11 protein-coding genes are annotated in these 12,443 nt (G+C 68.6%); 3 read left to right on the forward strand and 8 right to left on the reverse strand.

Annotated features, from left to right (window positions below):
* Window positions 1–123: 123 nt before the first annotated feature.
* From ABT352_RS22010 to ABT352_RS22020, 3 genes are read right to left on the reverse strand one after another with little or no spacing between them, the layout of a single operon-like run.
* Window positions 124–717, reverse strand: coding sequence for a hypothetical protein (locus tag ABT352_RS22010; protein ID WP_350946745.1), 594 nt, complete (start codon window positions 715–717; stop codon window positions 124–126).
* Window positions 718–2,934 (reverse strand): hypothetical protein, encoded by a 2,217-nt coding sequence (locus ABT352_RS22015; RefSeq protein ID WP_350946746.1) that lies wholly within the window; start codon window positions 2,932–2,934, stop codon window positions 718–720.
* Window positions 2,931–3,173 carry a hypothetical protein gene (locus ABT352_RS22020; RefSeq protein ID WP_350946747.1) on the reverse strand — a complete coding sequence of 81 codons (243 nt, stop codon included), beginning with the start codon at window positions 3,171–3,173 and terminating at the stop codon, window positions 2,931–2,933. Before ABT352_RS22020 ends, ABT352_RS22015 begins: the two co-directional genes overlap by 4 nt.
* Window positions 3,174–3,621: 448 nt before the next feature.
* Between ABT352_RS22020 and ABT352_RS22025 the strand changes: the two genes are divergently transcribed.
* Entirely contained in the window at window positions 3,622–4,041 is a 420-nt protein-coding gene (locus ABT352_RS22025) for a PPOX class F420-dependent oxidoreductase (protein ID WP_350946748.1), read from the forward strand.
* Window positions 4,042–4,106: 65 nt separating this feature from the next.
* Here ABT352_RS22025 and ABT352_RS22030 read toward each other — a convergent pair whose 3' ends face one another.
* Window positions 4,107–5,006, reverse strand: coding sequence for an LLM class flavin-dependent oxidoreductase (locus tag ABT352_RS22030; protein ID WP_350946749.1), 900 nt, complete (start codon window positions 5,004–5,006; stop codon window positions 4,107–4,109).
* A 437-nt stretch (window positions 5,007–5,443) separates the two neighbouring features.
* On the opposite strand from ABT352_RS22030, the gene ABT352_RS22035 reads away from it, so the two are divergent.
* The gene (locus tag ABT352_RS22035; RefSeq protein WP_350946750.1) at window positions 5,444–5,986 is read left to right on the forward strand and encodes a hypothetical protein; all 543 of its coding nucleotides are present in this window, start codon (window positions 5,444–5,446) and stop codon (window positions 5,984–5,986) included.
* A 174-nt stretch (window positions 5,987–6,160) separates the two neighbouring features.
* On the opposite strand, the gene ABT352_RS22040 is transcribed toward ABT352_RS22035, so the two are convergent.
* A complete protein-coding gene (locus ABT352_RS22040; RefSeq protein WP_350946751.1) occupies window positions 6,161–6,724 on the reverse strand; it encodes a MarR family winged helix-turn-helix transcriptional regulator in 564 nt (187 codons plus the stop codon).
* 151 nt (window positions 6,725–6,875) lie between these two features.
* On the opposite strand from ABT352_RS22040, the gene ABT352_RS22045 reads away from it, so the two are divergent.
* A complete protein-coding gene (locus ABT352_RS22045; protein ID WP_350946752.1) occupies window positions 6,876–8,483 on the forward strand; it encodes an LLM class flavin-dependent oxidoreductase in 1,608 nt (535 codons plus the stop codon).
* 41 nt (window positions 8,484–8,524) lie between these two features.
* On the opposite strand, the gene cydB is transcribed toward ABT352_RS22045, so the two are convergent.
* The 3 genes from cydB to ABT352_RS22060 all read right to left on the reverse strand — a co-directional run bounded on the left by cydB (window position 8,525) and on the right by ABT352_RS22060 (window position 12,306).
* Window positions 8,525–9,466 (reverse strand): cytochrome d ubiquinol oxidase subunit II, encoded by a 942-nt coding sequence (cydB, locus tag ABT352_RS22050; RefSeq protein ID WP_350946753.1) that lies wholly within the window; start codon window positions 9,464–9,466, stop codon window positions 8,525–8,527.
* 11 nt (window positions 9,467–9,477) lie between these two features.
* Window positions 9,478–10,944: a cytochrome ubiquinol oxidase subunit I gene (locus ABT352_RS22055; protein ID WP_350946754.1), complete on the reverse strand. Its 1,467-nt coding sequence runs from the start codon at window positions 10,942–10,944 to the stop codon at window positions 9,478–9,480.
* A 489-nt stretch (window positions 10,945–11,433) separates the two neighbouring features.
* A complete protein-coding gene (locus ABT352_RS22060; RefSeq protein ID WP_350946755.1) occupies window positions 11,434–12,306 on the reverse strand; it encodes a polysaccharide deacetylase family protein in 873 nt (290 codons plus the stop codon).
* Between the last annotated feature and the right edge of the window lie 137 nt (window positions 12,307–12,443).

The following is a 12,443-nucleotide window of genomic DNA, read 5'->3' on the forward strand; positions in this document are numbered from 1 at the left end:
TCCTGTCGCCATGCAGGTGGTGACAGGTCGGTGCCAGGGCTTCCATTTGCGAACCTGACAGTCGTTGAGGCCAAGCGCGACTGTTCGATCGTGAAGGCCTTCTGAGGAGTGATGGGGCTGGGGCTATTCGCCGAGTGCGCACTTGTAGAGGTGGCCGTAGCGTTTCTGGGCGATCCGCATCAGGTCGATCATGTCCCTGATCCCGTCCCTGCCTTTGGCGACTTGCGCCAGGTAGAGGGTGATGATCCGTTGCTTGCCCCCGCAGGCGAATCTCGAAACCACTCGGTATGGCTGATCGCTGAACGGACCCTCGGGGAAGTGAACCGCCAGCCCTTCGCCAAGATCGGTAGGCAGTGTGACTGCGCCGTGCCTGCTGTAGGCCGCGCGACGGTCGTCCATGACGTAGTCCAGATGCTCTCGCGTTGATCCCGCATTCTCCTGCATCCAGGCAACCGTCAGTGGTTTGGACGTGGTGTTCGGCGTCCAGCAGTCACCGGTCCCGTCGTTGCCACTCGTTTCCTCGCTGAGAGTCTTGTCGACACCACTGACCAGTTGAAACGCCTGATCAGGTACAAGCCTACAGATGTAGGGTGCTGAATCAACGATTGCACCCGTGTTAATCGGTGCCGGCGTGAGGGCGGGCGTGTCATCCAGAGTGCACCCCGTAACGATGAGCGCGATGGCGGTCAGCGTAACCGGCAGGCTGTGAATCCTCACTCAACCACCTGCCGAGGGGGGCGGGATCCGAAGATTGAGATAGTCGTCCACCTCGCTGGTTATGCGGAAGGTGCCGTTGAAACGATCGATCAGATCGTTGCTCCCGCCATTCTCGCGAACCCATGTGAGAAATTTTTCGTATTCGGCTGGGCTCATATTGGTGAAGGGAATAAGCTTCGGAGGAGTTCCAGTCGCGAAGATTTGACCTTTCAGGTCGACGTCGTTCAACAGGCCCTTGTTCAGCATGGCTGTGGCGATCATCTGTTCCGCCAGCCTATTTATTCCGACCCGATCGTCTGCCAGTGTCTGGTATGTCTCGTCCAGACTCAGGCCCTTATCCGAAACCAGTTGGGCAGCCTGATTGGAGATCGCGTCGTAAGCGGCTCCGGAAATCTTGTCGTACTGACTGGTGATCAGTTCACCAAAGGCTCCTTCGGCCAGCGTGCCTACCTGCTTGGCGCCTGGGAACGGGACCAGCCCGATCGTTTCACGCACCATGTTCTTTACTGCCTCGCTCGCCTTTTTGTCGTCCAGTCCCTCGGCGATCAACGTCTGGCGGTGAATCTCCACCATGTGTGAGAAAGGACGAGCCTCGGCCACGATGTTGTCCACAAGGAACTGTTTGACGTCGGCCTTGCCGATGCGGCCGTCCTCGTCGAAGTCGAAACGTTTGAGATCGGCCGCGGTGAAGCCGAGTGCCTTGAGGTTGGAGGCGTCCAGACCGACCGGGGGCATGCTGTCGAGGGCCGCCTTCATGTGCTCGGTCTGGGCGCGGAGCAGTGCCTCGAAGCCCCGGTCATCGCGGGTGGCCAGGGCCAGCGCGTACGACATGTCCGTGGCGTCGGCCTTGCCGAACGTGCCGTGGTTGAGGAGCACGTTGGAGAGCTGGTCGATGTTGGCGGCCATCGCCCGGGCCAGTGGATAGCGCAGGGGGTCAAGCCGAGCCAATGCCGCCCTGTCGGTGATCTCCAGGTTGCCGTCGTCGGCCTTGCCGAAAGCTCCTCGGACCTCGTCGGCCAGGACCTTGGTCAGCTCGGCGGCCAGCTTCCGGGAGGTGGCGTCCTGACCCGTCGTGGCGTTCAGCAGCACGTTGGTGAACGATTCGTGAGCGCCGGTGTAGCGGAAGGCGTCCAGTCTGGTGGTCAGCAGATGGGTCAACACGGACTGCTTCCACCCCGCCGGAGTGTGGGCGAGCAGCGCCTGGGAGGACTCCTTACCGGACCCGGCCGCGTGCAGCAGGTCTTCCACAACCGTCGTGTTGGAGGGTTTCCCGTTCTTTTTCACCGCTCCCGCCCCCACGTTCAGCAGGGGACCCAGGCTCAGTGCGGCGGCCAGGTCGAACAGGGGGACCTGCCTGCCGTTGACCACCGCCTGGCCGAGCACGTCCTTGCTCGCCGCCCATCTGCCCTCGTACTGCTCCTTCTCGTAGGCGACCGCGTCGCCGCCGACGAGTTCCATGAACCGTGCGGAGAGCGGTGGTTTCCCGTCGTTGGCGCGCCAGAGAAGTGCCTGTGCCTGGTATCCGGCGTATTTCACATCGCCGACGGTATGTTCGGTCCGGCCCTGCTCGGCGAGTTGTTTGAGGAAACCATCGCCCGCGTACGCGGGATTCTTGGGATCGGTTCCCTGGGCGAGGGCGTCGCCCAGCATGCGCAGGACCTGCCTGCCCTGTGCGGAGAGACGTTCCAGCCGCGCCGTGTCGCCCCGGTTGCGGGCCTCGTTCAGTTGCGCCGCCAGGGTGCCGGGAAGCTGGGTGACACCCTTGGCCCCCAGCTTGGCCAGGAGCACCTTGGCGAACTCCGGGTCCTTGCCGCGGCCCGCGTACTTCTGTAGCCGGGCGAGAGCCTTGTCGTCGCCACCGGCGGCGAGTAAGGCCGCGCCGGCGGCCAGGCTCCCGTCGAGCAGGCCCTGGGCGGCGTCCAGTCCGTCGGGCATCCGCATGAAGGATCCCTCGGGTCTGGAGGTGCCGAAACTGATTTTCTCCCGCTCCAACTCGCGGACCAGCGCCTGTCTTCGTCGCAGGTCGGCGGCCTGCTTGTCGACCCGTCCGGCCAGGTCGCGTAGGCGCAGCGCCGGAGAGGTGTCCAGCCCGGCACGCTGGAGCTCGCCGTACAGCGTCTGTGCCAGTTGTTCCAGTCGCCCGGCCGTCTGGGTGTGCTTGCTGGTCATCGTGTCGAACTCGGGTTGTTTGACACCGGTGAAGCTCGACTCGGTCATGCCTTGCCCGGTAGCGATGCCAGCTTGCTCTGCGCACTGTGTACTGCTGTGGTGAGCAGGTCACGCAGTTCTCGCTGATGGGCATGAACCTCGGTGCCGAATCGGGTGCCCGTCGGCCCCACCCACGCGTCGTTCTCCATCAGACGGCAGGAAGGGTCAAGTGCCCACCAGTGCTCGTCCGACAGCCGCTGAATCCGCTCCACCACTGCCCGCATAGCCTCTCGATCGAGGTCGGCCACAACGATCCTCTCGTATGGCTCACCGTACAGAAACAGTTCAGGAGGCGGCTCCCGTTCATTTCACAGGTTAAACAGCGGCACACCTGCCAAACAAGTCCCTCCCTCGCGGAATGGTGAAACAGATCGAATTTCTGTGGCGAAAATGTGTGCACGATTTTCGAGTGGCGGACGATAAGTGTGGCCCTAAAAGTCGTTTATATGCATGTGAATTATGGGTTCCGGTCGGGTCCCGGTAGGTGTCACGGGCCGAAGGGCGCACTCTGCGGACCGGTGACCGAACCCCCTTGCCTGACCTTGGCGGGCATTACGCCAAGGTCAGGCAAGGGGTGGTCCGCGTGTGGAGGGCCGAGGGGCGGTCGTTGTCCGCGACATGGCACCGTGGGCATGTATCTCGTGAACCGCACGCGTCACCTGCATCGCAGGGGCACGGAGACGAAGAGGAGCGATCATGTCAAAGCCGCCGCTTCCCGATGAGGCAGTCGCGATGCTGAAGAAGCCGAACCCCGCCGTCATCACCACGCTTCGGCCCGACGGACGGCCGGTGTCCACGGCCACCTGGTATCTCTGGGACGACGGCCGGATCCTGGTCAACATGGACGAGGGCCGCAGGCGGCTCGACCACATGCGCGGTGATCCCCGCGTCTCCCTCACCGTGCTCGACGAGAACGGCTGGTACACCCACGTCAGTATCAGCGGGAACGTCGCCGAGATGTATGACGACAAGGATCTGAGCGACATCGACAGGCTGTCCCGTCAGTACACGGGGAAGCCGTACCCCCAGCGGGACCGCGGCCGGGTCAGCGCCTGGATCGAGATCGTGAACTGGCACGGCTGGGGCGCGCTCAAGGACAACAGCCAGCCCGGCTGACGACCGCCGCCCGCGTCGCCGCAGCGGCGTCGGCCGAAGAGGGCGCCGAGCCCTCATCGAGGTGGTCAGGGCAGGAGGGTGCGGGTCTCGGCCAGGAGGTCGCACTGCTCGCGCCAGTCGCCTCCCGCGAACCCCAGGACCACGTGACGCGCCCCGGCCTCGCGGTAGGCGGCGAGCCGCTCGGCCACCTGCGCGGGTTCGCCGGTGAGGGGCAGACGCACGGCCTTCTCCATGGGGATGCCGTATCCGGTGATGCGCGAGGCGATGGCATCGAGGGTGGGCAGTCCGGGAGCCGTGCCGAGGACGCCGGTGGCGCCGATGGCGACGACCGGCTCCGGGCGTCCGTGGGAGGCGGCGAGCTCGGCGAGCGTGGCCCTGCCCGAGGCCACCTCCGACGGGGGGATCATCGAGGGGAACCAGCCGTCCCCGTGGCGGGCCGCGCGTCGAACGGCCACCGCCGACGCGTTGCCGACCCAGATCGGCGGGGGCGTCACGGCCGGTTCGAGCCGTACCTCTCCCGGCTCGTCCACCAGTGCGACGGTCTCCCCGGCCAGTAGCCGCGCGAGCAGCTCCAGCGCGGTGTCGGTGCGCCTGCCGCGCTCCCCGTACGGCACTCCGGCCGCCGCCCACTGCCCGGGGCCGCCGCCGGAGCCGACGCCCAGGACCAGCCGTCCGCCGGAGACGTGCTGCAGGCTCGCGACCTGTTTGGCCGCCCACGCCAGGGGGCGGATCGCCGGGACGAACACGCTCGCCCCGACCCTGATCCGCGCGGTCGCCCCCGCCGCGACGGCGAGCGCCACGGCGCAGTCCAGTGACGCCGTTCCGGTGGCCAGATGGTCGCCGTGCCAGACGCCGTCCAGCCCTACCTGCTCCGCGTGCCGTGCGGCGGTGCCCAGGTCGAGCCGCTGCTCTCGCTGTACGGCGACGCTGGGCAGGATCACTCCGATGTCCATGAGGGAGGCCATGGGGGTCAGTCTTCAACCTCAAGTCTTCTTGAGGTCAATCGCGCTTTCGTGGAGATGTGTGCAGGAGCTCTCGTCTGGTTTCCAAGGCGACAAAAATATAGTCAGATAAATTAATTACAATACCGACAAATAGTACGTTGCTCTGAGCTGGTGGTCGGGTTGATCTGGCTCTTTCTCTCGTTTTCTGTTGCTTCTCCAGATCGTATTGCCCTCCGTCTTTCGGGAAAGGAAGATTTCGCTTTACGCTACTCCTGTAGTCAGGAATGCATCTTCTGCCGCCGGGTGGGAGACAGGGTGGAGAGGGTGCCGGGAGGGAGATCGGCATGGATTTCATGGGGTCGAGGAGTCGAATCCGGGCGAGGGCGAGGGCGAGGGCGAGGGCGGACGAGGACGGGACGTGGAGCAGGAGGGCCCGGACCGGGAGGAGCAGGGGAAGGGTGGCGAGGGCGCTCGCCGCGGGGGTGTTGCTCACCGGGGCCGTGGTGTCGGCTCCTGCCGCGCAGGCGTCCGCGTCGGGACAGGCCGGGGCGAGCGCGCCCACCGGGTCCGGGCAGGTGGTGAGTGCCGCCTTCCCCTACCGCTTCCGTACGGCGAGGGTCACCCGGTTCCAGCAGCTGAAGGGGCAGCCCGCCTGGGCGAACAGCGCGCTCTCGCGCGTCAGGAACGCGGTGTGGGTCTTCTCGGGAAACGGCACGTTCGCCTTCAACACCACCAACGTGCGCACGGACCTCTATCCGCTGCGCGGCCGGTTCCAGAGGCAGGGGAACAGCTGGGTCTTCGCGGCGAACGGTTCGTCGCGGATCGGTGGCAGCAGTAACTTCACCGAGATGGTGGGCAACATCGACTTCAGCGGGAACCGGCCGGTGATGACGTTTCACTGGGCGAGCGGCGCCGGTTACGGATCGGTGGTGAACGACCAGCGATTCGGCGCGGGAGCGTCTTCCGCCTACAGTTCCACGCTGATCCTGTCCGTCGGCTGAGTCGCGTCCGGGGCGGTTCCGGGCCGGGGGTGGGTGCGTCCCCGGCCCGGAACGGCTTCTCCGGATCTTCGGTGCGCCCGGTTCGGCGGGTTCTCGGCGCCTGGTTCTCTTCATGCCCACCGATCCTCCGGCGGCCTCGCGAGCGTGCTCACGGGCGCTCGCGACGGCCGGTGGTCAGCGGCGGGGGGAGCGTCGCGGCTTGGCGGGGGCGGCCGATGCCGAGGGGACGCTTTCCGGGGCGAGCTCCTCGACGAGCCGGCAGGTGTTGTGCTCCGGGTCGAGGCTGTCGGCCCGGGCGGCGAGCCTGCGCAGCAGCTCCCGGAACACCGAGCGGTCGGCGGGGTCCAGCGGCTCCAGCACATGGTCTTCGGCGTGCTCCAGCCGGGTCTGTGTGTCGACCCAGGCCGCCCTGCCCCGCTCGGTGGCGACGACGCGCTTGTTGCGCCGGTCGGCGGGGTCGGGGCGGCGCTCGACCAGCCCGGCCTTCTCCAGGTCGTCGAGCAGGTAGGTCATGACGGTCTTGTCGACGCCGAGACGCTGTGCCAGCGCGCCCTGGCCGCCGGGGAGTCCCTGGGCCGCCGCGGCGAGCACCTGGTAACCGCGCGGGCCGCCGGGGAGGTGGCTGACCAGCGCGTTCGCCGTCCTGACGTAGGCGCGGAAGACGACTCCGAGGGTCCAGCCCAAATCGCTGTCCAGGGCGTCCTGGGTCTCGGCACTGGTGGGTCGGGGCGCGGGCATGTCACGAGGTTACCAGGATCGACGGTTAGCGAGACCTTCTGTTTGACAATTCATCTGTTTTACATACGATCTGTCCTGCCGCACCATCGCGGTGCCGCGCGTCCGGAAGGGACGTGTGTCGCGCATCCGAGATGACGCACCGAGGAGAGACATGCCCGACTACCGGCACGAGTTGTTGTTCGGGACATTCCTGACACCGGTGGCCGACCAGGCCGAGAGGGTCGTCGCGCTCGCCAGGCTCACCGAGCAGGTGGGGCTGGACCTGGTGACCGTGCAGGACCACCCGTACCAGGCGCGGTTCCTCGACACGTGGACCCTGCTCTCGGTCATCGCGGCCGGCACCTCGACGCTGCGAGTGTCGCCGAACGTGGCGAACCTGCCCCTGCGCCCGCCCGCGGTGCTCGCCCGCAGCGTCGCGACCCTGGACATCCTCAGCGGTGGCCGCGTCGAGCTCGGGCTGGGAGCGGGCGCCTTCTGGGACGGTATCGCCGCTCTCGGTGGCCCGCGGCTGACCGCGGCCCAGGGGGTCGACGCGCTTGAGGAGGGCATCGAGGTCATCCGGGCCATGTGGGAGGCAGGGGGCAGAGCCGTGCGGGTGGACGGCGGCCACCACCGCGTGCGGGGGGCACACCCCGGTCCGGCCCCCGTCCACGACGTCGGCATCTGGCTGGGGGCCTACAAGAGGCGCATGCTCGACATGACCGGCAGGCTCGCGGACGGCTGGCTGCCCAGCCACGCCTACGCCGGCCTGGACGCGCTCCCGGCGATGAACGCGATCATCGACGAGGCCGCTCTCGGCGCGGGACGCTCACCCGCCGACATCCGGCGCCTGTACAACATCGGCGGCACCTTCACCGGCTCCGGCCGCGCCTTCCTCCAGGGACCCGCGGGCGTGTGGGCCGAGCAGCTCGCCGAGCTCACCCTGGACCAGGGGATGAGCGCCTACATCCTCGCGAGTGACGACCCCGACGACATCCGGCGGTTCGCCGCCGAGGTCGTCCCCGCCGTACGCGAACTCGTGGACGCCGAGCGTGCCGGTTCGCCTGCGGCCACCGGCGCGGGCCGGCCCACCGGGGTGAGTGCGGAGATCGCGCGGAGCGTGTCACCGGACGTCACCGCCCACCCCGCGCCCGTCGCCGCTCTCGGCGGCGGGGTCCCTCCCGCCCTGGGGGTCACGCCGACCCCGGACGACGGCACCCGGCTCTCCGATGTCCGGGTCTGGGACGAGACCACCCGGCCCACCGGTCCCGCTCCCGACCCGGCCCGCACCTACACCCCCAGGGAGCAGGCGGCGGGACGCCATCTCGTCGACGTCCACGACCACCTCCGCCAGGAACTGGCCGAGGTACGGCGGCTCGTCGAGGAGGTCACCTCCGGAGCGATGGATCCCGGCATCGCGCGCTCGCACATCAACGCGATGACGATGCGCCAGAACAACTGGACGGTCGGCGCGTACTGCGAGTCCTACTGCCGGGTCGTCACGACCCACCACACCATCGAGGACCAGAGCCTCTTCCCTCGTCTGCGCCGCGCGGACCCCGGGCTGGTGCCCGTCGTCGACCGGCTGGAGCAGGAGCACCACGCCATCCACGAGGTCCTCGAAGACGTCGACCGGGCGCTGGTCGCCTTCGTCTCCGAACCCGACGGTCACAAGGCCCTGCGGGGCGCGATGGACCTGCTGAGCGACACGCTCCTGTCGCACCTGTCCTACGAGGAGAGGGAACTCGTCGAGCCGCTCGCCAGGCTCGGCCTGCACTGAGGCGGCTGCCCGGGGCGGCCGGGTCGGGGTGGCCGGTGTTCTCAGGAGACCTCGGCGACCAGGCGCTTGCGGAAGACCCAGTACGACCAGGCCTGGTAGCCGAGCACGAACGGCAGCGCGATGAGGCCGATCCAGGTCAGCACGCCCAGCGTGTACGGGCCCGAGGCGGCCTCGGCGACGGTGAGGCCGGGGAAAGGGGCGGGCCACAGGGCGCCGAACAGGGCGGCGCCGCCCAGCGCGATGGACGAGGCCGTGGCGGCGAAGGCCCAGCCGTCCCGGCCGCGCCAGGTGAGCGCGATTCCGGCGGCGAGGGCCGCCATCGCGGCGAGCGAGGCCGCCCACAGCCACGGGGCCGCCGACCACGCGTCGATCGTCGTGGTCGCGACGGGAATGGTCGACAGCGCCGCCACCGCGGCGGGCAGTGCCACCACGGAGGCGATCAGGGCGGTGCGCCGGGCACGGGAGCGCACCGGTCCCGTGGTCTTGAGCGCGACGAACACCGCCCCGTGCAGCACGCACACCGAGAGCGAGAACACTCCGCCGACGAGGGCGGCCGCCGCGCTGCTCCGCAGCAGATCGGCGAAGACCGCGCCCCACAGGAACGCGGGCAGGGCGCTGCCGACCAGCACGCCCAGGTCGCACCAGACGCGGTCGGAGGCGTGCTGGACCTTGCCGCGCCACTCCAGGCCGACGCCGCGCACGATCAGCCCGACGAGGACCAGCACGATCGGCAGGTAGAACTCGCTGAGCAGTCCGGCGTACCAGGCGGGGAAGGCGGCGAACATGGCGCCGACCGCGGTGATCAGCCAGACCTCGTTGCCGTCCCAGACCGGGCCGATCGTGCCCAGGACCTGCTTGCGCTCGGCCTCGTTCCTCGCCAGTACGGGTGCCAGCATGCCCACGCCGAAGTCGAAGCCCTCCAGCACGAAGTAGCCGGTCCACAGGAACGCGATGACCGCGAACCAGAAGGTGGTGAGTTCCATCGTCGTCGCCTTCAGTACATGAGGGTCGGCTGGAGCCGGGCGTCCGCGTCCTCGTCGTCGCGTGAGGGCGGCGGCGCGAGGGGAGCGGCGGGGGCGGCGGGCTCGGGACCCGCCTTGACGTGGCGCGTGAGCAGTACCGCCTCGGCCAGCGCGAGCGCGCCGTACAGCGCCGTGAAGACCGCGAGCGAGACGGCCACCTCGGCCAGGCTGACGCCCGGCGAGACGCTCGCGGCCGTGAGGAGTTCGCCCTGGACGGTCCACGGCTGGCGGCCGATCTCGCTGAGCAGCCAACCGGCGATCATCGCGACGGTCGGCAGTGGCAACGCGAGCACGCAGAACCGGGCGAACCAGGTGGGGATCTCCCGGGGGGCGAGGGGGGTGCCGCGCCGCCTGCGGCGGGTGAGCCAGAGACCGAGCACGGAAAGGGCCACCGTGGACAGACCGAAGACGATCATCACGCGGAAGGACCAGAAGACCACCGGCAGGTTGGGCCGGTAGTCACCGGGGCCGAACCGCTCCTCGTACCGCGCCTGCAGGTCCTCGGTGCCCTGGACCACGGCGTTCGGGTCGCCGGTGGACAGGAAGCTGAGCAGCATGGGCACCTCGATCCCGGGGACGGGCGAGAACGCCGCGCCGGCGGTGTCGTGCCGCAGTCCTTCCGCGGCGGCGAGTTTCATGGGCTGCTGCTCGTACAGCAGCTTGGCCGACATGTCGCCGCTGCCCGCGACGAGGGCCCCGGCGATCGCCGTCATCAGCAGCGCGGCCCGCATCGGGGTCCGCCAGATGCTCGGGCCGCCACGCGGCGCCGTCACCGAGGCCGTGCCGGCACCCGGGAGCGCGCCGGCGCCGGTGCGGCGCTCGCGCAGGAGGTGGTAGCCGCAGATCGCGAGCACGAAGCCGCCCGCCACGACGAAGGCTCCGGCGATCACGTGGGGCACCTGGGCGAGCGCCGCGGAGTTGGTGAGCACCGCCCACAGGTCCGTCATCCTGGCCTTGCCGTCGACCACCTCGTACCCGACCGGGTGCTTCATCCAGGCGTTGGCGGCGAGGATGAAGTACGCCGACAGGTTGGACCCGATGACCGCGGCCCAGATGGTGGCGAGGTGGACGCGCTTGGGGAGCCTGTCCCAGCCGAAGATCCACAGGCCGATGAAGGTCGACTCCAGGAAGAACGCGAGCAGTGCCTCCAGGGCGAGCGGCGCGCCGAAGACGTCGCCCACGAAGATCGAGTACTCGCTCCAGTTCATGCCGAACTGGAACTCCTGCACGATGCCGGTCACCACGCCCATCGCGAAGTTGATCAGGAAGAGCTTCCCGAAGAACTTCGTGAGCCGCAGGTAGTGCTCCTTGCCCGTCCGGTGCCAGGCGGTCTGCAGGCCGGCCACGAAGACGCCGAGACCGATCGTGAGGGGTACGAACAGAAAGTGGTACACGGTGGTCACCCCGAACTGCCACCGGGCCAGGTCTAGTGCGTCCATCTTCCCCTTGCGTTCCCTTCGCGGGCCAGGAGCTCTACGACTCGTAGTTCTACTACTAGTAGTACTACGGCTTGTAGAGCAACGGGAGGGAGAGGCGCCGCGAACCGCTGCGATCTTTGTCACATGGCCCGGTGGGAGACCGCACTTCTCCGTCGAACCAAGATCGTCTCTGTCGGCTCGCGACGCCGGATCTTCCTCGTGCCCCCGAGAATCCCCTCTCGGGCGCCCCTCGCGCGCAGGACATGTGTTCCGCCGGGCCCGGCGATCCCCGCGCCCGCTTCCCCCCGGGGCGTGGCTCAATGATGGGCCGGGCGCCCTCTCCGGGACGTCCGTCTCCTGGGGGATTTCCGGGTACGCCGGGCGGTGGACCCGCCGTCCGGTACGCGGCCGAGATCGCTTGGAGGGTTACGCCGGGCGGTGGACCCGCTGTCCGGCACGCGGCCGAGATCACTCGGCGGGTCGCGGCCTCCCGCTGTGCGCCGAGATCGCTCAGCGGGTCGCGGCCTCCAGATACGCGTCGAGGTTGCCGATCTCGAAGCCCCGGCGCTTGATCTTCGCGACGAGGATCCCGAAGTCGCGGGCGAGATTCGGACGGAAGTGCAGCAGCAGGACGTCTCCGGGGCGGAGCTTCTTGTCGGGCACCTGGTAGGCGATCTTCCCGCCCGGCTGCACGGTCGCGGTCCAGAGCAGGAGCGCGTCGATGCCACAGGCCTTGGCGGCCCTGCGGGTGAGGGTGTTGTGGTTGCCGAACGGCGGGCGGAACAGGGTGGGGGTGGTGCCGGTGTGCCTGCGGATCAGCTTGGAGACGCCGCAGATCTCGGCCTTCTGGCCCTCGTAGCCGAGCGCCGGCAGGTTCGGGTGGGTCAGCGTGTGGTTCTCGATCGTCGCCCCCGCGTCGCGCAGGTCGCGCACGTACCCCCACTTGCCCGCACCGAGGTATCTGCCGCCCTGTGCGGTCGGGTCGGCCGCGCCCCTCGCCTCCACGGCGTCGCGGGTGACGAAGGCCGCCACGGGAATCCGCTGGTCCCGGATTCGCGCCACGAAACCGGGGTCCTGCTCCCAGCCGTCGTCGATGGTGAGGAAGACGACCTTCCGCTTGGTGGGAATGGAGCTGATCACCGGAGGCAGGCCGTCGCCGGGGCGGGGGATCCTGCCCACCTCGCCCGGCCTGGGCCTCACCCCGGGAGGTCCTGTCGGTCTCACCGCCTGCTCTCCTGAGGAGGGCTTCGAGGCTCGGGAGGCGCCCGGCGCGGAGGTGGCACCGTCCTCGCCCGCACCGTCGAGGCCGGTGGCACACCCGGCGCTCACCGCCAGAGCCGTCGCCGCCGCCGTTCTGACCGTCCAGTATGTCCCCGATGCCATGGGCGACCATCCTGCCAGCAGCCGGGAGCCCGGCCTAACGCCGCTGAAAGCGGCGAATGTGATTACTTCCATGACTACCCTGCGGCAACCCCTAAATCCGTATATTTGCCGGGGTAGGGTCAGCACTACCACAAGCT

The organism is Streptosporangium sp. NPDC000563 (assembly GCF_040299985.1).
Lineage (GTDB): Bacteria > Actinomycetota > Actinomycetes > Streptosporangiales > Streptosporangiaceae > Streptosporangium.